This is a genomic window from Pseudomonas sp. GW821-FHT09D08 (assembly GCF_059416305.1).
Map to the genome: position 1 here is coordinate 269,941 of NZ_JBWKOX010000004.1, position 18,871 is coordinate 288,811.

The 18,871-nt window shown below is 65.0% G+C and carries 13 protein-coding genes; 10 read left to right on the top strand and 3 right to left on the bottom strand.

Going from position 1 to position 18,871, the window contains the following annotated elements; genetic code table 11:
- Positions 1–6: 6 nt before the first annotated feature.
- The 10 genes from AC07OP_RS10200 (at position 7) to AC07OP_RS10245 (ending at position 14,265) form a co-directional block, all read left to right on the top strand.
- On the top strand, positions 7–1,296 hold the full coding sequence (locus AC07OP_RS10200) for a DotU family type VI secretion system protein (RefSeq protein WP_027608269.1): 1,290 nt from the start codon (positions 7–9) through the stop codon (positions 1,294–1,296).
- Positions 1,293–4,793 (top strand): type VI secretion system membrane subunit TssM, encoded by a 3,501-nt coding sequence (gene tssM, locus AC07OP_RS10205; RefSeq protein WP_141607589.1) that lies wholly within the window; start codon positions 1,293–1,295, stop codon positions 4,791–4,793. Before AC07OP_RS10200 ends, tssM begins: the two co-directional genes overlap by 4 nt.
- On the top strand, positions 4,790–5,443 hold the full coding sequence (gene tagF / locus AC07OP_RS10210; protein WP_141156313.1) for a type VI secretion system-associated protein TagF: 654 nt from the start codon (positions 4,790–4,792) through the stop codon (positions 5,441–5,443). The genes tssM and tagF overlap by 4 nt, the downstream gene beginning before the upstream one ends.
- Positions 5,444–6,163, top strand: a complete 720-nt coding sequence (locus tag AC07OP_RS10215) for a PP2C family protein-serine/threonine phosphatase (protein ID WP_065937979.1) — start codon at positions 5,444–5,446, stop codon at positions 6,161–6,163.
- The gene (locus AC07OP_RS10220) at positions 6,160–9,168 is read left to right on the top strand and encodes a serine/threonine-protein kinase (protein ID WP_495100808.1); all 3,009 of its coding nucleotides are present in this window, start codon (positions 6,160–6,162) and stop codon (positions 9,166–9,168) included. The genes AC07OP_RS10215 and AC07OP_RS10220 overlap by 4 nt, the downstream gene beginning before the upstream one ends.
- On the top strand, positions 9,168–9,869 hold the full coding sequence (locus AC07OP_RS10225) for an ABC transporter ATP-binding protein (protein ID WP_495100809.1): 702 nt from the start codon (positions 9,168–9,170) through the stop codon (positions 9,867–9,869). The genes AC07OP_RS10220 and AC07OP_RS10225 overlap by 1 nt, the downstream gene beginning before the upstream one ends.
- Positions 9,869–11,053 carry an FtsX-like permease family protein gene (locus tag AC07OP_RS10230; RefSeq protein WP_098480714.1) on the top strand — a complete coding sequence of 395 codons (1,185 nt, stop codon included), beginning with the start codon at positions 9,869–9,871 and terminating at the stop codon, positions 11,051–11,053. Before AC07OP_RS10225 ends, AC07OP_RS10230 begins: the two co-directional genes overlap by 1 nt.
- 43 nt (positions 11,054–11,096) lie before the next feature.
- Complete coding sequence (locus AC07OP_RS10235; RefSeq protein WP_495100901.1) at positions 11,097–12,755, top strand: formylglycine-generating enzyme family protein; 1,659 nt, start codon at positions 11,097–11,099, stop codon at positions 12,753–12,755.
- A gap of 84 nt (positions 12,756–12,839) precedes the next feature.
- The gene (gene tagQ, locus AC07OP_RS10240; RefSeq protein WP_027608277.1) at positions 12,840–13,766 is read left to right on the top strand and encodes a type VI secretion system-associated lipoprotein TagQ; all 927 of its coding nucleotides are present in this window, start codon (positions 12,840–12,842) and stop codon (positions 13,764–13,766) included.
- Positions 13,767–13,890: 124 nt separating this feature from the next.
- Positions 13,891–14,265: a hypothetical protein gene (locus AC07OP_RS10245; protein WP_003195530.1), complete on the top strand. Its 375-nt coding sequence runs from the start codon at positions 13,891–13,893 to the stop codon at positions 14,263–14,265.
- A gap of 46 nt (positions 14,266–14,311) precedes the next feature.
- On the opposite strand, the gene AC07OP_RS10250 is transcribed toward AC07OP_RS10245, so the two are convergent.
- The 3 genes from AC07OP_RS10250 to AC07OP_RS10260 form a co-directional block, all read right to left on the bottom strand.
- Positions 14,312–15,712: an aminoacyl-tRNA deacylase and HDOD domain-containing protein gene (locus tag AC07OP_RS10250; protein ID WP_027608278.1), complete on the bottom strand. Its 1,401-nt coding sequence runs from the start codon at positions 15,710–15,712 to the stop codon at positions 14,312–14,314.
- A gap of 77 nt (positions 15,713–15,789) precedes the next feature.
- The gene (gene recG / locus AC07OP_RS10255; protein WP_027608279.1) at positions 15,790–17,865 is read right to left on the bottom strand and encodes an ATP-dependent DNA helicase RecG; all 2,076 of its coding nucleotides are present in this window, start codon (positions 17,863–17,865) and stop codon (positions 15,790–15,792) included.
- Between the two features lie 8 nt (positions 17,866–17,873).
- Complete coding sequence (locus tag AC07OP_RS10260) at positions 17,874–18,794, bottom strand: hydrogen peroxide-inducible genes activator (RefSeq protein WP_495100810.1); 921 nt, start codon at positions 18,792–18,794, stop codon at positions 17,874–17,876.
- Positions 18,795–18,871 lie beyond the last annotated feature (77 nt).

An 18,871-nucleotide genomic window follows, 5' to 3' on the forward strand; every position in this document is an offset into this window, starting at 1 on the left:
TCCGCGATGCATCCCAATGATGACGACCGCACCCAGTTCATGCCGCGCCCGGGTGGCCGCGCGCCGGAACCCGCGCGTGCCGAGCCGGCCCCGCTGTCGATGCCGGCCGCGCCGATTCTCACCGGCAAAAGCCAGGGCCTGAACCCGCTGGAAAGTGCCGCCGGCCCGCTGCTGGCGTTGCTGACGCGCCTGCGCAACACCATCGCGCACCCGGCGCCGGCCAGCCTGCGCGCGCAGTTGCTGGCCTACCTGCGCCAGTTCGAAGAGCGCGCCGAAGCCGCTGGGGTGGCCCGCAACGAGGTGCTGCTGGCGCGCTACGCGCTGTGCACCGCCCTCGATGAAGCGGTGTTGAGCACGCCGTGGGGCAGCACCAGCGATTGGGGCAAGCAGAGCCTGTTGATCACCGTGCACAACGAAGCCTGGGGGGGCGAAAAAGTCTTCCAGTTGCTCGACCACTGCCTGCAAAGCCCACGGGAGCGCCTGTACCTGCTGGAGCTGTTGTACCTGTGCATGTGCCTGGGGTTCGAAGGCCGTTACCGCGTGATGAACGACGGTCGCAGCCAGTTGGAAGCCTTGCGTGAGCGTACGGCGGCGGCGATTCGCAGTGCTCGCGGTGACCACGAGCGCGAGCTGTCGCCCCATTGGCGTGGCGTCACCGTCGCGCGTGATCGGCTGGCGCAGTTCATGCCGCCGTGGATCGCCGTGGCGATTGGCCTGGCGTTGTTGCTGGCCTTGCTGTTCACCTTGCGCCTGCTGCTGGCGGCGCAGGCCGAGCCGGTGTTCAAGAACATCCATGCCCTGGGCGAGATCCCGGTGCAGGCCATCGACCGTCCCGTGGCGCAGCCCAAAGTGATCGAGCGTCCGCGTCTGGCCGGCTTCCTGGCGGAAGACATCAAGGCCGGTCGCGTCGCGGTGGAAGACAAGGTCGACCGCTCCGTGGTCACCATTCGTGGCGATGAGCTGTTTGCGTCCGCCAGTTCCAGCATCGTCGATGACTACCAGCCGCTGATGCTGCGCATCGCCGACGCCATCCGCAAGGTCAAGGGCCAGGTGCGCGTCACCGGGCACAGCGACAACCGCCCGATTGCTACGCTGCGTTTCCCGTCCAACTGGGCATTGTCCGAAGCGCGGGCCAAGTCGGTATTGGAAATCCTCGCGGCCAAGACCGGCCAGGCTGATCGCTTCAGTGCCGAGGGCCGCAGCGACACCGAGCCGTTGGCGACCAACGCAACTGCCGAAGGCCGTGCCCGCAATCGTCGGGTTGAAATCACCGTATTGGCGGAGGGCGTCGAGTGAAGGCGTTTTTCAGTTTCATGATTCGCTGGGTGATCCCCGTGCTGGGCCTGATCGCCCTGAGCCTGATCATCTGGTTTGTGGGGCCGTTGCTCGACGTGCTGGTGCCGGAAGGGCGCCGTTGGGCGCTGATCATCCTGGTGTTTGCGGTGTGGATCGCCTACCGCGTGTTCCGCATCATCCAGGCGCGGCGCCAGGCGGCCGAAGTGATGCGCAGCCTGGCGGCCGAAACCCCGGCCGACCCCAACAGCGTGGCCACCGCCGAAGAGCTCACCACCCTGCGCCAGCGCATGGACGAAGCCCTGGCGCTGCTGAAAAAGGCCAAGCTCGGTGGCGACGAACGCCGCAACCTCTACGAGCTGCCGTGGTACGTGATCATCGGCCCGCCGGGTTCGGGCAAGACCACGGCGCTGGTCAACTCCGGGCTGCACTTTCCGTTGGCGGCCCAGTTGGGCGCCGGGGCGGTGCGCGGTGTCGGCGGTACGCGTAACTGCGACTGGTGGTTTACCGATCAGGCGGTATTGCTCGACACCGCCGGCCGCTACACCACCCAGGACAGCAATTCGACGGTGGACAAAGCCGCCTGGCTGGGCTTTCTCGACCTGCTGAAAAAGCAGCGCTCGCGCCGGCCCATCGATGGCGCCTTTATCGCCATCAGCCTGTCGGACCTGCTGCTGGGCACCGATGCCGAGCGCGCGGCCCATGCGGCGGCGATCCGCCTGCGTATCCAGGAGCTGTACACCCAACTGGGCGTGCGTTTCCCGATCTACCTGATGCTGACCAAGCTCGACCTGGTGCCGGGTTTCATGGAGTTCTTCGACAACCTGAGCAAGGAAGAACGCGCCCAGGTCTGGGGCATGACCTTTGCCTTGGACGACGGCAAGAACAGCGACAGCCCCCTGGCGCACCTGCAAAGCGAATTCGCCGGCCTCGAGCAGCGCCTCAACGAACGCCTGGTGGAGCGCCTGCAACAGGAGCGCGACCCGGCGCGGCGCGACCTGATCTACGGTTTCCCGCAGCAGTTCGGCGCATTGAAGGACTGCCTGCAAAGCTTCCTCGAAGGCGTGTTCAAACCCAACGCCTTTGAAGAGCGCGTGTTGCTGCGCGGCGTGTACTTCACCAGCGGTACCCAGGAAGGCAGCCCGATTGACCGCCTGATCGGCGCCATGGCCCAGAGCATGAACCTGGACCGCCAGCACCTGGCGCGCCAGAGCGGCACCGGGCGCAGTTACTTCATCGAAAAACTTTTCACCGCCGTGGCCTTTGCCGAACGTGGACTGGTGGGCGTTAACCCGAAAGTCGAGCGTCGGCGCACATGGATCGCACGCGGTGTACTCGCGGCCACCGTGGCCTTGGTGATTGTGGTCAGCAGCCTGTGGTGGGTGAGTTATCGCGCCAACCAGGCGTATATCGCCCAGGTCGACCAGAAGGTCGCGCCGCTGGGCCAGACCGTCCAGAACCTCAGCCCGGCGCAGCGTGAAGTGCTCGCGGTGCTGCCGCTGCTCAATGCGGTGAAGAACCTCGCGGGGGATTCGCCGAGCTGGTCCGAAGGCCTGGGGCTGTATCAGGGCGATATGCTTGAAGCCGAGTCCGCCAGCGTCTATCGCAAGCTGTTGATCGCCGTGTTCGCGCCGCGCCTGGTGACGCGCATCGAGGAGCAACTGCACGGCGGCGGCAACTCCGACTTCCTCTACGAAGGCCTCAAGGCCTACTTGATGCTCGCCGACAGCGAGCATTACGACCCGGACTTCATCAAGGCCTGGATCGCCCTCGACTGGGACCGCAACCTGCCGCGCGACCTGCCGGCCGATCAGCGCCAGGCGTTGACCGGGCACTTGCAGGCGTTATTCGAACGCCATCCGCCAAGTGCGCGCCTTGACCCGCGCTTGATCGACGATCTGCGTCGCCAGTTGCAACAACTGCCGGTGGCCCAGCGTGTCTACGACCGGGTCAAGCGCCAGAAACTGCCCGAAGGCATCCCGGACTTCCGTATCAACGAAGCCGCTGGCCGCGATGCCGCGCTGGTGTTCAGCCGTAAAAGCGGCAAGCCGTTGGGCGAGCCGTTGAGTGGCTTTTTCACCGCCAAGGGCTATCGCCAGGCGTTTTTGCTCAGCAGCCTGAACCAGACCGGCACCCTGGCCGAAGAGCAATGGGTGCTGGGCCATGAGCAGGCCGATCAGCAGAACGTGGTCAGCCTGGCTGCCGATGTGCGTCGCCTGTATTTCCAGGACTACCAGCGCCAGTGGGATGCGTTGCTCGCCGATATCGACTTTGTACCGATCACCAGCGTGGCCCAGGCAGCCGATGTGCTGCGGGTGATTTCCGGCCCGAGTTCGCCGCTGAAAAAACTGCTGGTGGCCGTGGCCAAGGAAACCGATCTGCAAGCCGAAGAGCGCCAATTGGCCGCCAAAGGCGTGCCGGTGGAAGGTGGCGTCGACAAGCTCAAGGAGCGCCTCGGCAGCCTGCTCGGCCAGGAGCAACCGACGGCCAATGCGCCGGCTGCAGCGGATGATCCAGTGACCGCGCACTTTGCCGAACTCAACAGCATCGTCAGCAAGAACGAAGGCGAACCGGCCGCCATCGACGGTCTGTTGTCGGACATGAACGCCCTGTATGTGCAGGTCAGCGCCATGGTCGGGGCCAGCGGCGATGCCTTGCTTGGCGAGGCGAAGAACCAGGCCGCGGCTGCGGCCACGCGGGTCAGCCTGAACGCCGAGCGCCAACCGCCGCTGGTGCAGGGCATGGTCAAGTCGGTGGTCAACTCCACCACCAACAGCATGATGGGCGGGGTGCGTAACCAACTGAACGCGGCGTGGGTCAGCGAAGTGGTCAACGTGTACCGCCAGTCCCTGGCCGGCCGTTACCCGATGTCGCCGGGCAGCGCGCGGGATGCGACCCTGGATGACTTCGGCCAGTTCTTCGGCGTGGGCGGGGTGATGGACAACTACTTCCGCAAATACCTGCAGCCGTACGTGGACACCTCGGCACAGACCTGGCGCTGGCAGCCGGGCGCGGCACAGAAACTCGGGATTGCGCCGGGCGTGCTGCAAACCTTCCAGCGCGCGGCGACGATCCGCGATGCGTTTTTCCGCTCCGGTGGCACCCAACCGATCGTGCGTTTCGAACTCAAGCCGGTGTCGATGGACCCGACCATCACCCAGTTCCTGCTCGACCTCGACGGCCAGCAATTGAGCTACGACCACGGCCCCAGCCGCCCGGTGGCGATGCAATGGCCGAACCCCGGCAGCATTGGCGTGGTGCGTATCTCGATCATGCCGCCGTCGGCCAGTGGCCGCTCGGGCGTGACCCTCGACGGGCCGTGGGCCTGGTTCCGCCTGCTGGAACAGTCGGACCTCACCGCCGGCAACTCGCCGGACCGCTTCAACCTGCGCCTGCGGGTCGACGGTGCGAGCATCGCCTACGAGTTGCGTGCCAACAGCGCCTTCAACCCGTTCAAGAGCCGCGTGCTCAGTGGCTTCAGCCTGCCGGAGCGGCTATGACGACGCTGGGTTTCTACGGCAAGCTGGCCAGTCGCGGAGACTTCGTCAGCCGTGCCTTGCCCCAGAGCTTTATCGGCCCGTGGGACAGCTGGCTGGCGGCGGGTTTGCTCGCCAGCCAGAGCAGCCTCGGCGCCGACTGGCTCAATGCGTACCTGGTCAGCCCGCTGTGGCGCTTTGTGCTGGCGCCCGGCGTGTGCGGGCCGGACGCGGCGGCGGGCGTGGTGATGCCGAGCATTGACCGGGTCGGGCGCTATTTTCCGCTGGCGGTGGTCACCTTGCTTGATCACGACACCAACCCGGCGTCCCTGGTGGGCGGGCCGGACAACTGGTTCGAACAGGCCGAAGAGCTGTTGCTCGGTACCCTGGATGCCGGCGCCACCTTCGAGAGCTTTAACGCTGGCCTCGACGCCCTCGGCCTGCCGACGAGCGAGCCGCGTGCGGTGGACAGCCGTTTCGCCGGCCTGCAGCGCGTGGCGGCCAGCATGCCGCACCAGCGCATGACCGCGCTCGCCGAGCAGGCCTGCGACGGGGCGAGCCTGTGGTGGGGGCGTGGTTCGCAGACGATTTCCCCTGGTTTATTGCGGTGTCAGGGTCTGCCTGCCGCCGGCGATTTTGCGCAGTTTTTGCTCGGACAAGAAGGTGTGGTGTAGATGGGGTCGACGTACAAATCCGCGAGCAAAAGCCATGTGGGCATGGTTCGCCAGGTCAACGAAGACGCGTGCCTGGACCTGCCGGAAAACCGCCTGTGGGTGGTGGCCGACGGCATGGGCGGGCACGCGGCGGGGGATTATGTCAGCAGCCTGATCGTCGACAGCCTGCGCAGCGTGCCGATGGGCCGTTCCCTCGACGAGTACTCGGCAGCCCTGCGCAATGACCTGATCCGCATCAACGCCGCCGTGCGTGAAGAAACCGCCAACCGTGGCGTGACCATGATGGGCAGCACGGTGGTGGTGCTCGCCGCGCGCGGCTTGCGCGGTGTGTGCCTGTGGGCCGGCGACAGTCGCCTGTACCGCCTGCGCGACGGCGTGCTCGAAGGCATCTCTCGCGACCACAGTTACGTCCAGGATCTGCAGGACAGCGGCCTGCTCAGCGAAGCCGATGCCCGCGTGCACCCGCGCGCCAATATCGTCACCCGCGCCATTGGCGTGGAAGCCCAGCTGGAGCTGGCGGTGGTCGACCTGCTGATCGCCCCCGGCGACAGCTACCTGCTGTGCAGCGATGGCTTGAACAAGACCGTCGAAGACCATGAGATCCGCGAAGTGCTCAGCCACGACGCGCCGGATGAAATCGTGCGCAGCCTGGTGCACCTGGGGCTCAACCGTGGCGCGCCGGACAACATCACCGCCATCGTCGTGAAGGTATCGGCATGAACATTGTGATTCCGGGCTATGACATCGACGGCGAGATCGGCGAAGGCGCCATGGCCAGCGTGTACCTGGCGACCCAGCGCTCTCTGGAGCGCAAGGTGGCGCTGAAGGTGATGGCGGCGGCGCTGGCGGCCGACCCGAGCTTCTGCGAACGTTTCCTGCGCGAGGGTAAGACCCTGGCGCGGCTGTCCCACCCGCACACGGTGACCATCCATGACATCGGCAATGTCGGTGAGCTGTACTACATGGCCATGGAATACCTGCCCAACGGCACGCTCAAGGAGCGCATCGCCGCTGGCCTGACGCCGGAGCAGGGCATTACGCTGATCCGCCAGATCGCCTCGGCGCTGGGCTATGCCCATGCCCAGGGGCTGGTGCACCGCGACGTCAAGCCGGCAAACATCCTGTTCCGCGCCGATGGCACGGCGGTGCTGTCGGACTTCGGTATCGCCAAGTCCCTGGACGACCGCACCCAATTCACCCAGGCCGGTTTTGCCGTGGGCACGCCGAGCTACATGAGCCCGGAGCAGGCGCGGGGCCAGGAGATCGATGGCCGTGCCGACCTCTACGCACTGGGTGTGGTGCTGTATGAAATCCTCGTCGGCAAGCTGCCGTACAACGGCAACGATGCGCTGTCCACCGCGCTGGCGCACCTGACCGAACCCTTGCCGGAATTGCCGGTGCACCACGGCCGTTATCAGGGTGTGTTGCGCAAGCTGTTGGCCAAGGACCCGGCGGAGCGTTTCCCGGATGCGGCGGCGTTGCTGCAGGCGCTGGATAATCTGCCTGCGGAGTCGCCGGAGGCCACGCTGGTGCGGCCGTTGCCGATCCCGCTGAGTTTTGATCTGGCGGGCATGACGCCGGTCACCATCGACATCCCGACCGACAGACCCCAGCCGCAACCGGTGCGCCAGCCGGTGGTGACGCCGACCCAGCATAAGGCCGTGTCCGAGCAGCGCCGTGGGCCGGTACTGGCACTGGCCGCCGTGGCGGTGGCCGTCGCATTGGCCATTGGTGGCGGCAGTTACTGGTGGTTGAGCGGCAGTGATGAGCCGGCCAAGCCGCCGGCTGCCGTCGTGCCTCAGGCCAAGCCTCCAGCGGCGGTCGCCGACGTGCCCTCGGCAACGCCCACTGCGGCCGCCGAAATGGACGGCGGCCAACGGCCGTTGTTGATGGCCGGTAAGAAGACCTTGTTCCAGCGCGTGCTCAGCAAGCCCGGCGCCAAACTGGCGAATGACGCCGGCGGCGCGCCGGGCAAGGCCCTGCCGGCGTTCTCCGTGCTGTATGTGTACCAGCGCAAAGACGTCGACGGCAGCCCTTGGGTGCGCGTCGGTGCCGCCACCGATGGCCGCAGCGACGGCTGGTTGCCGGCTGCCCAGGTCAGCGACTGGAAGCAAAGCCTCGTGCTTAAATTCACCGAGCGCTCTGGGCGGGCGCCGGTGATGTTCCTGCGCCAATCCGGCGAAGTGGAAAAGTTGCTCGCCGATCCAGCTGCCGCCAAAGGCGTGCTGGCCAAGGCGCAGAAGAACAGCGACGACAACGGCCAGGTCCTGGCCCTGGAGCCGGCCGCCAGCGCGGTGCCGCAGAACCAGTTCTACCTGTTGCCGATCTTCGACGCCAAGGAGAGCTTCGACGAAAACGGCCAGCCGGTGCAGTTGCTTAACGTCGCCTCCATCGACCCGGGCAGCAACGCTGCGGCCAAACCATCGACCCCGGTGATCAACGCCAATGCCGACGCCTTCCGCACTGCCGTGGTGATGGTGGTGGACACCACGGTCTCCATGCAGCCCTACATCGACCAGATCCGCGATGTGGTGCACGAGCTGCAAACCCGTATCGCCGAGCGTGGCGAGCTGGACAGTGTCAGCTTCGGCATGGTCGGTTTCCGTAGCAGCATCAAGAAAACCCCAGGCCTGGAATACGTGGCCAAGACCCTGATCAGCCTCGACCAGGGCCGCGACCCGCAACGCTTCCTCGACATGGCGCGGCAGGTCAAGGCGTCTACCGTGTCCAGCCACTCCTTCAACGAGGACGCGTTTGCCGGGGTGATGCAGGCCGTGGACGGCATGGACTGGTCCGGCTACGGCGGTCGTATCATCCTGCTGGTCACCGACGCGGGCGCGCTGCGCAAGAACGACCCGTTTGCCGCCACCCAGATGAACGAAGCCGAAGTGCGCCAGGCCGCGCTGGGCAAGCAGATCAAGATCTACGCGCTGCACCTGCGCACCGACGCCGGCAAGAAAACCCACGCCGGCGCCGAGAGCCAATACCGCATCCTCACTGCCGACGCCAACCCGCAGATCGGCGACTTGTACACGCCGGTGCCGGGTGGCGATGTGCGCAAGATGGGCGAGCGTGTCGACGAGATCGGCAGCGTATTCGCCAACCTCGTGCACCAGGTGCGCAGCAATACGCCGCAAGCGGTGCCGCTGCTGAGTGCCGCGCCGAGCCTGGCGGACAAATCCGCCGCGGTCGGTTATGCGATGCACATGGACTTCCTCGGGCGCCGGAACGCCAGCCAGGCGCCGCAGCTGGTCAGTGCCTGGACCGCCGACCGCGACCTGACCAACCCCGCGCTGCCGGCGTTCCAGGTGTGCGTGATGCTGACCAAGCTGCAGCTCAATGACCTGCAACAGTCGCTGAAACTGATCGTCGATGCGGCGCGCAAGACCCAGACCTCGCCCAAGGATTTCTTCCAGGAAATCGCCAGCGCCTCGGCCTATATGAGCCGCGACCCCCAAGCCCTGCGCAAGGGCGGCAACCTGGCCGACGGCGGCATTCTCGGCGAATACCTTGAAGGCCTGCCGTACCGCAGCAAGTCGCTGAACATGACCCAGGACCTGTGGTTGTCGTTGAGCGTGGCCGAGCAGGAAGACTTTATCGACGAGCTGGATTCGAAAATCCGCCTCTACGAAACCTTCCACAATGACGTGGCCAACTGGGTCCGTTTCGGCGATGCCGAGCCGGGCGATGCGTTGTACCGCGTGCCGTTGTCGACGCTGCCGTAATGCTGAACCTGAGCGCGGTGCACAAGAGTCGGGGTGTCGGCAGCCAGCGTTACAGCCTGGTGATCCCGGCGCTGCACCTGCGTGCCGGCGAGCAATTGGCGATTGTCGGGCCGAGCGGGTGCGGCAAGAGCACCTTGCTGGATCTGTTGGCGCTGGTACTGGCGCCGGATCAGGTGGGCCGGTTCGAATTCAACCGGCAGGACATTGGTGGACTGTGGCGCGCCGATCAGCAATCCACCCTGGCCGCGCTGCGCAGCCAGTTGGGCTATGTGCTGCAAACCGGCGGGCTGCTGGGCTTTCTGGATGTGCGCAGCAATATCGCGCTGTCCCGGCAACTGCTGGGGTTGAAAGACGACGGCAGCGTGACGCGCCTGGCGGAACAGCTGGAGATCAGCGACCAGTTGGCCAAGAAGCCGGCCGCGTTGTCGGTGGGCCAGCGCCAACGTGTGAGCTGCGCCCGCGCCCTGGCCCATGCACCGCAACTGGTGCTGGCCGATGAGCCGACGGCGTCCCTTGACCCGCTGAACGCCGAGCGCGTGATGCAGGCCCTGCTGGCCCAGGCCCGCGAGCACCGCGCCGCCTGTGTGATCGCCACCCATGACGAACCCTTGGCCCGTGCCAGTGGCTTGCAGGTGCGGCGCATCAGTTGCCGTCGCGATACCGATGGCGGCGTCACCGCGACCCTTGGGGAGGCGTGCTGATGCGCATCCCTCTGGTGGCGTCCCTGGCCTGGCAGGATTATCGCAACGATGCCTGGCTGTCGGCCTGTTCGGTGTTGGCGCTGGTTGCGGTGATCGCGCCGTTGCTGGTGTTGTTCGGCCTGAAATTTGGACTGGTTAGCAGTTTGACCGAACGTTTGGAGACCGATCCGGCCACCCGTGAAATTATTCCGTTGGGCGGTGGTCGATTCAGCAGCGCATTTGTCGAACAGCTCGGCCAGCGCAGCGATGTGGCATTCGCCTTACCGCGCACGCGGCAGATTGCGGCGACGGCGCAGGTGGGCACGCTGACCCTGGAAATGCTGCCGACCGCTGCGGGTGATCCGCTGCTCAGCGGCCTTCCGATGCCCAGGGGCCTGGACCGGATCGTGCTGAGCCACACCGCTGCCGAGAAGCTTGCGGCGCGGCCTGGGGATTGGCTGGAGACCAGCTTTGCGCGGCAAGTGGCGGGGCGTGTAGAAGCCCAGCGCACGCGCTTGCAGGTACTGGCGGTGCTGCCGCTGGAAGCCTTCGCCCGGGATGGGTTGTTTGCCGATTTGAGATTGCTGGAAGCGGCGGAGGATTACCGCGATGGCCGTGCGGTACCGGCGTTGGGTTGGGCCGGTGACGAGGTGGGTGTGAGCGAGCAGCGGGTGTATCCGGCGTTTCGCTTGTATGCGCGCAGCCTGGCCGATGTGGAGCCGCTGCGGGTGTTTTTCGCCGGGCAGAATCTGTTGGTATCGACCCAGGCACAGACGATCGCCCAGGTGCAGTCGCTGAGCCGCAACCTGTCGATCGTCTTCTGGATCATCGCCGGGTTGGCCTTGGCGGGCGCGTTTGCGGCGATCTTCGCCGGGGCGTTGGCCGCTGTGGCGCGTAAGCGCCGGGAATTGTCGGTGTTGCGCCTGTTGGGGTTTTCCACCGGCGCGCTGTTGTTGTTTGTGGTGCTGCAGGCGCTTTACAGCGCAGGGTTTGCCGCTTTACTCAGCGTTGGGCTGTATGGCCTGGCCGAGGCCGCGTTGAACAAGTTATTCGTGCAGGTGCCGGGCGAACACGCCAGCCACCTGCTGGCGCGTCACTATGGCCTGGCCCTGGTTGCAGTCCTTGGCGTCAGCGCCGTGGCGGCAGCCTGTGGCGGTTGGCGAGTGGCGCGTATCCAGGCTTCTGAAGGAATCAGAGATGTATAAGTTACTGGGCGCCGTTGTGGCGCTGAGCCTGGCCTCGCTGGCCATGGCCGATGAAGCGAGCGACAAGCTCGACAACCCCAAGCCGTTGCCCGACGACGTCAGCCTGCCGCTGCCGTGCGAAGGCACTATGGTGTTCCGCTACGCCTACGTGCTGGCCCAAGGGACCTTGGATGACCGCGAGATCAGCCTCGGCTACCCCTTCGCCGAAGGCGAGGCGGGTTACCAGCAGTCATTTATCTCCGGATACCGCCGCGACTTTATCAACGGCCAGTTCACCCTCAAGGACTTGCCGAAAGACTGGAGCAAAGTCATCGCGCCGTTGATGCCTAAGACCGACGCCAAGACCCCGCTCAAGCCCATGCTGTACTTCATCGGCAAGTACGAAGTGACCGCCCGCCAGTACGCCCAGGTGATGGCCCAGGCGCAATCCCTGGCCAGTGGCGAACCGGCACCGGCGTGCGATGCGCCCACCGGCATGGCCGGGCGTTTGCCCAAGGTGAAGCTGTCGCGCTTTGAGGCCGAGCGCTTTTCGGCGGTGTACAGCGCCTGGCTGATGAAATACCACCGCGATTTGCTGCCGGTGAGCGGTCGTGGGTCGTCGGCGGATGACGGCGGCCTGGGTTTCGTGCGCCTGCCTACTGAAGTGGAGTGGGAGTTCGCCGCACGCGGTGGCCAGGCGGTGAGTCGCCAGGACTTGGAAGGGCGCCTGTTTCCACGCCGCACCGAAGGCAGTGAAAGCGATGGCCCGCTGGGTGATTACGCGGTGTTCAACCAGGTCGCCGGCGGTACTGGCCAGGCCGCACGCTTGATGCCTATCGGTACCAAGCTGCCCAACCCCATCGGCATGTTCGACGTGATCGGCAACGCCGCGGAAATGGTCCAGGAGTCCTTCCAGCTGGTGCACGCCGGTCGTCGCCAGGGCACCTACGGCGGCTTTGTGGTCAAGGGCGGCAATTATCTCGAAGGCGAGGGTACGTTGTTTACCGGCATGCGCCGCGAATACCCGCTGTTCGCCGCCGACGGCACCGAGCAGAGCAACGAGACCACGGGTTTTCGCGTGGCAATCGGTGCGTTGTCGGCGCCGCGCTCGCGTTACAAGGAGTTGTTTGCGCAGTGGCAGAAAGAGGGCCGCCTGGCCTCGCTGACCGACGCCATCGATGACGCCCAGGACCCGACCAAGCGCCTGGACAGCATCATCGCCGCCAGCGTCGACCCCAAGCTGCAGGCCGAACTCGGGCTGGTCAATGAAGAACTCAAGCGCAATGTCTCGCTGATCGCCCAGCAACGCGAAGAAGCGGCGGGCAACCTGATTCAGTCGGCCGCGCTGGTGGCCGAGACCATCAGCAACTACAACATCCGCCTGGCCAACCTGCAGAAGAGTCGCCAGCAGGCCCTGGACAACAAGGAAGAGGCCAGCGCGGCACTGTTTGCCACGGCCATCGAGAACGGACGCAGCGCCCTCGATGGCGCGGTGGCGATCTATATCGATAACCTGGCCACCGGCACGCGTTACACCGATGCGGTGATCCAGGCGCAGTTTCAACGGATCAAGGAAGAGTTGGATCGCAAGCCCGTGCTCGGCAAGAGCCTGGTGACGCGCGCAACACTGTTCGTTCGCCATGTCGGCAACTACCGCAAGCAACAGCGGGCCGACCCGGCGACGATCTTGAAGGAATTGCTCGCAGCGAGCGGTCAGCGCTGATCGCTGGCTGTATGGCGAGCTTGGAAGGGACTCAGGCGGCAGTGGCCGTGCTGGGCAAGTCAAACTTAGAAGAGAACACAACCTATGCTTTTTTCCCGTAAGGCGGTTTCCAAGCGTCACTTGCTGCTGATCGCGGCCGGCTTCAGCACTGTGCTGACCGGCTGCGCCACGTCGCCGGCCTCCAAGGTCGCGTCGAGCACCAAGGTCGAGTACTACCCCAACTGCTACGAGCCGGTGCAGCACTTGCGCGCCACCGATTCGAACATGACCAAGTCGGTGGTGACCGGTGCGGCCATCGGCGCGGCCGGCGGTGCCCTGCTCGGCGCCCTGACCGGCGACAAGGAAAAACGTGGCCGTAACGCCGCCATCGGTGCAGCGGGCGGGGCCCTGGCCGGCGGCGCAGCGGGTTACTACACCGAGCGTCAGAAGCAGATCGCCGATGACAACCAGCGCATTGCCTCGTATGCGGCTGACGTGAACAAAAGCGCCTCCGACATCGACCGCAGCACCGCGTACGCCAGGGCGTCCCAGCAGTGCTACCAGAGCGCATTCACCAAGTTGGTGGCGGATCGCAAAGCCAAGACCGTCAACGACACCGAAGGCCGCAAGCGCCTGGCGGAAATCGTCTCGGGCCTGAAGGAATCCAATGACCTGATCGTGGCGGTCAACGGCAAAGCCGCCGAAGACCTGAACAACTACACCCAGGCCTACGAGAAAGACCTGCAGCAGGTTGGCGTACAGCGTGCCGACGTGGTCACCGTGGCCAAGGCCGATGTAACGCCCGTTGTGACGCCGGGCAAGAAGAAAGGTACCGGCACCAAGCCACCGAAAAAGCCACCGCTTCCAACCGTACCAACAGAAGCCGTGAGCACCGAGAAAACCTTCCAGACCGCCCAGACCAAGCAGGATGAAAGCAAGAAGGTCGCCAGCGCTGGTAAAGCGCAGATCGAAGGCACTTGCCGCGATCCTAACCTGGTCGACTGGGCTCCGGTGCCTTGCCCTAACGTTTAAGTAACATGCTGCTATAAGCGTCAAACGCCAGCCGATCTTCCGCTAATGCGCAAGATCGGTAGCGTTCTTTTTGCAATTGGTTAAACTGCTGCGGCCACTCAATAATTACACCGAGGCCGTGTGCATGAAATTTCGTCTTCTCCTGTGGGTGCTGGGCCTGATGATGGGCAAAGCCAGCCGCACCAATCCTGCCTTCCAGCAACAGCTGGGTGACAAAGACCTCGCGTTCCAGTTGCAGACCCTCGACGGCAAGGTTGCCCGTCACTTCATCGTCAAGGACCAGCGCATCACCAGTCGCTCGGGTGTCCACCCGGCGCCGGCGTTTGCCATTGCGTTCAAGGATGCGGCCTACGGCTTCGCCACGATGCAGGCGAAGAACAAGCAACTGGCGTTCATGACGGGGATTCAGGACAAGTCGATCCAGATCAAGGGCAACCCGGCGCTGGTGATCTGGTTCCAGGGGTTGACCAAGTATTTGAAGCCGAAGAAAAAGAAGTAGGCTTTCAGGTCGACCGAGTTGGATAGCTATCTGACAGGCGCCAGATTCAGCCCTGGCTGAACTGCGAGGCCAATTCGCGCAGCAGCACCTCGGCATCCAGCACCTTGGCCACGACTTCATCCGCTTTGTCACGGCTCAAGCCCAAACGCTCAAGCAGTTCGTCCGGGATGGTCTCGTCCGGCCCGGACCCAATCCCCCGGCTGCGCAGCAGGCGCACGGCCAGGCACACCAGGTTCGGGTATTCGGCGTATTGCCCATCGTAGGTCGGGTCGTGCTGGAAACGCAGGGCAGTGGACAGCTCGTCCGGCATGTCCCAGTAGCGCATCAGCCAGGCGCCGATCTGCTCGCGGCTGATGCCCAGCAAGTGTTGCTCCACATAGCTGTGGCACAGGTGCGGGTTGACCTCCAGGTGGCGGCAGATCAGCGAGAAGTGCGGCGGGAACACATGGGCCAGCAACAGGTAGCCGAAGTTGTGCAGCAGGCCGGCGAGGTAGGTCAGGCCGGCTTCCGGGCGCTGGGCGCGGGGCATGGCGCGGGTCAGGCCTTCGATCACGGCGGCGGTGTAGATGGACTGGTGCCAGTACGGTGTGGCCTGGTGCGGGTGGTCCTTGGGCAGGCTCAAGGTCTTGCCCAGGGCCAGGCCCAAGGCGAGGTTGATCACCAGGTCAAAACCCAGCACGCGCACGATGGCGTCTTCCACCGAGCGGATCTTGCCCGGCGATGCGTAGTACGGCGACGCAGCCCAGCTCACCACTTGGGCGGCCAGGGCCGGGTCGGTTTCAACCACGCCGGTGATGTCGTCGATGGTGGCATTGGGGTCGACGCGCAGCTTGATGATCTTCTGGGCGGTGTCGGCCAGCGGTGGAATCTCGATGGTCGCTTCCAGGCGTTGCTGGATGCGGCGGGCGGTAAACGCCTGCATCGCCTGGGTGATTTCCTCACGGTCATCATTGGGGCGGTCGAGGTTCGGGCGGATGTTGCTCAGCGGTTCACCGAACTGGGCGGCGCTGGCCTTGGTGAGCATGGTCTTGAACGCGTCGCTGGCGATTTCCAGCAGCAGCCCGGCTTCACCTGAATGCACCAGCAGGCTCGGTTCGTCGAGCAGGCTGCCTTCGTACAGGCACGGCGAACTGGTGAGTGCCGGCAGGCCCGGCAGCAGGCTCAGGTCGTGCTTGCCCAGCATGCGCGCGACGCGGTCAGGCGACACGGCTGTAAGGCGGCGACCCGTGAGTTCGGTGAGGCGGTTGAGGTCCAGCAACTGGTTCTGCGGGAACAGCACCATCAGGGCGCCCACCGCGTCTTCCAGCAAGACGGCCTGGACTTTTTGCGCAGGATTCAGGCCCGGATGTTCGGTGACTTCCGTGTAGCTGATGGCGAGTTTTGCGAGCAAAGCCCGAATGACCGGCGGGGCGGTCAATGGGGCTGTGGCGTGGGCAACTTCTGACATGGCCTGATCCAATTTCTTACAGTCACCGAAGTATAACCAGCTTGATACACCTGTAGGTCGGATAAGTGAGGCAGGCGTCACACTTGGCCGTATTGCTGCCCATGGCGCAGCCAGCGATCCAGCAGCGGGCTGACGTGATCCGGCCAGCGCTCCAGCAATGCCTGCGCTGCATCGCGCACGGCGGGCAGCAGGTCGGCGTCGCGCATCAGGTCGGCGACCTTGAACTGCAGCAGGCCGGTCTGGCGGGTGCCGAGCATTTCGCCGGGGCCGCGCAGTTCAAGGTCTTTTTCGGCGATGACAAAACCGTCGTTGGTCTCGCGCATGATGCCCAGGCGTTGGCGGCCGATCTGCGACAACGGCGGGTGGTAGAGCAGCACGCAGTGGCTGGCGGCACTGCCTCGGCCAACACGGCCGCGCAATTGGTGCAGTTGCGCCAGGCCCAGGCGCTCGGGGTTTTCGATGATCATCAGGCTGGCGTTGGGCACGTCCACGCCCACTTCAATCACGGTGGTAGCGACCAGCAGCTGCAGGTTACCGGCCTTGAATTCAGCCATCACCGCGGCCTTTTCCGCAGGCTTCATGCGCCCGTGGATCAGCCCGACCTTGAGTTCCCCCAGGGCGCTGGTGAGGTCTTCATAGGTGGTTTCGGCGGCCTGGCAGGTCAGCTCCTCGGACTCTTCGATCAGTGTGCATACCCAGTACGCCTGGCGGCCTTCGGCACAGGCGCCGCGCACACGTTCGATCACTTCGACGCGCCGGGTGTCGGTGACCAGCACGGTGTTGACCGGTGTGCGGCCGGGGGGCAGTTCGTCGAGGATCGAAGTGTCGAGGTCGGCGTAGGCGCTCATGGCCAGGGTGCGCGGGATCGGGGTGGCGGTCATGATCAACTGGTGCGGGTTCATGCGCCCGCCCACGCCTTTCTGGCGCAGGGCCAGGCGCTGTTGCACGCCGAAGCGGTGCTGTTCGTCGATAATCACCAGGGCCAGGTTCTTGAACTGCACTTCGTCCTGGAACAGCGCATGGGTGCCCACCACCATCGGTGCACCGGCGGCGATCTGTTCCAGCGCGGCCGCGCGCGTCTTGCCCTTGAGCTTGCCGGCCAGCCACGCGACTTCCAGGCCCAGGGGCTCGAGCCAGCGCTTGAACGTGATGAAGTGCTGCTCGGCGAGGATCTCGGTGGGCGCCATCAGCGCCACCTGGTAACCGGCTTCCAGGGCTTGCAGGGCGGCGAGGGCGGCGACCACGGTCTTGCCCGCGCCCACGTCGCCCTGGATCAGGCGCAGCATCGGCTCGTGCTGGCTGAGGTCGTAGGCGATTTCATTGCCCACGCGCTGCTGGGCACCGGTCGGCGCAAAGCCGAGGTTGGCCAGGTATTGCGCAGGCAGGCGCGTGGCCTTGGGCATGGCCGGCGCACGCAGGGAGCGCATGCTTTCGCGCAGGCGTTGCTGGGACAGTTGGTGAGTCAGCAGCTCTTCAAAGGCCAGGCGGTGCTGGGCCCAGTGATGACCGAGAGCCAGTTCGTCGACATCGGCGTCCGCAGGGGGGTGATGCAGGTAGCGGATCGCATCGGCCAGTGGCGCCAGTTGGTAGTCGCGGGCCAGTTCCAGGGGCAGCCAGTCGGGCAGGCTCTGCGGGCCAAGCATGCCCAGGGTCTGCATGCACAATTGGCGCAGGCGCTGTTGGGTCAGGCCTTCGGTGAGCGGGTAGATCGGCGTGAGGGTGGTGTCCACCGGCGGCGGTTCGTCACCGGTAATGGCGCGGTATTCCGGGTGGTAGATCTCCAGGCCCGAGGCACCGGGGCGCGCTTCGCCGTAGCAGCGCACGCGGGTGCCGCGCTTGAGGCCTTCCTTCTGTGCGTTACTGAAATGGTAGAAACGCAGGCTCAGGCCGCCGGTGCCGTCCTGCAGGCGCACCACCAGACTGCGGCGCTTGCCCATCACCACATCGGCGCCGCTGACGGTGCCTTCGACCACGGCATCCTGCCCAGGACGCAGTTGGCCGATGGGCACCACGCGAGTGCGGTCCTGATAACGCAGGGGCAGGTGGAACAGCACGTCCTGGAGGTTTTCCAGGCCGACCTTGGCCAGCTTTTCGGCCATGGCCTCGCCGACACCCTTGAGTGCCGTCACCGACACCTGCGACAGCTCAGTCATACGTTCGCTTAGCTCGCAGCAGGCGGCTTGGCCACCGAACACAGGCGGATCGAGTCGGCGAGGATCTCAATGGCTTTGGGTCGTGGGAAGCTGGCGCGCCAGGCAATCGCCACGGTACGGAACGGCACCGGCGGCGTGAGTGGACGCACTTCGATCACGCCGGAGGCGTAGTGATGGCTGTCGACTGCCGACAGCGGCAGGATCGAGATGCCCAGGCCGGAAGCGACCATATGCCGGATGGTTTCCAGGGAGCTGGACTCCACGGTGGTGTGCTTGGCGCCGTCGTTGCCTTTGGTCAGGGTCGGGCAGGCTTCCAGCACCTGGTCGCGGAAGCAGTGGCCTTCGCCGAGCAACAGCAGGCTCTTGTCGTTGAGCAGGCCGGCGTCGATGGTGTCTTTTTGCGTCCACGGATGGGAGGCGGGCATCAGCACGTAGAACGGCTCGTCGTAGAGCGGCAGGGTCAACACATCCGCTTCGTTGAACGGCAAAGCGATGATGATCGCGTCCAGCTCGCCGTTGCGCAGTTTGTCGCGCAGCACGTGGGTGAAGTTTTCTTCGATATACAGCGGCATCTGCGGCGCGACGCGGTGCAGTTGCGGGATCAGGTGCGGGAACAGGTACGGGCCGACGGTATAGATGGCGCCGACTTTCAGCGGTGCAGTCAGCTGGTTCTTACCGGCCTGGGCCAGTTCGCGAATGCTTTGCGCCTGTTCCAGCACCTTCTGGGCCTGGGCCACGATGCCTTCGCCCACTGGGGTGAGGCGCACGGCGCTTTTGCTGCGCTCGAAAATCAGCACACCGAGTTCGTCTTCAAGCTTTTTCACGCCCACCGACAGCGTCGGCTGGCTGACGTGGCAGCGTTCGGCCGCGTGACCAAAGTGCTGCTCTTGGGCGAGGGTAACGATGTAGCGTAATTCTGTAAGAGTCATAGCGGGCGTCCATGAGGTTGCGGGCCAAGCATACCGGCTGCAATCGATAGACGCACGTTATCAGAACTTTGCTGGGG

Coding starts and splice junctions, on each gene's coding strand:
- AC07OP_RS10200 (WP_027608269.1), top strand. CDS start 7: ATGCATCCCAATGATGACGACCGCACCCAGTTCATGCCGCGCCCGGGT.
- tagF (WP_141156313.1), top strand. CDS start 4,790: ATGACGACGCTGGGTTTCTACGGCAAGCTGGCCAGTCGCGGAGACTTC.
- AC07OP_RS10215 (WP_065937979.1), top strand. CDS start 5,444: ATGGGGTCGACGTACAAATCCGCGAGCAAAAGCCATGTGGGCATGGTT.
- AC07OP_RS10220 (WP_495100808.1), top strand. CDS start 6,160: ATGAACATTGTGATTCCGGGCTATGACATCGACGGCGAGATCGGCGAA.
- AC07OP_RS10225 (WP_495100809.1), top strand. CDS start 9,168: ATGCTGAACCTGAGCGCGGTGCACAAGAGTCGGGGTGTCGGCAGCCAG.
- AC07OP_RS10230 (WP_098480714.1), top strand. CDS start 9,869: ATGCGCATCCCTCTGGTGGCGTCCCTGGCCTGGCAGGATTATCGCAAC.
- AC07OP_RS10235 (WP_495100901.1), top strand. CDS start 11,097: ATGGCCGATGAAGCGAGCGACAAGCTCGACAACCCCAAGCCGTTGCCC.
- tagQ (WP_027608277.1), top strand. CDS start 12,840: ATGCTTTTTTCCCGTAAGGCGGTTTCCAAGCGTCACTTGCTGCTGATC.
- AC07OP_RS10245 (WP_003195530.1), top strand. CDS start 13,891: ATGAAATTTCGTCTTCTCCTGTGGGTGCTGGGCCTGATGATGGGCAAA.
- AC07OP_RS10250 (WP_027608278.1), bottom strand. CDS start 15,712: ATGTCAGAAGTTGCCCACGCCACAGCCCCATTGACCGCCCCGCCGGTC.
- recG (WP_027608279.1), bottom strand. CDS start 17,865: ATGACTGAGCTGTCGCAGGTGTCGGTGACGGCACTCAAGGGTGTCGGC.
- AC07OP_RS10260 (WP_495100810.1), bottom strand. CDS start 18,794: ATGACTCTTACAGAATTACGCTACATCGTTACCCTCGCCCAAGAGCAG.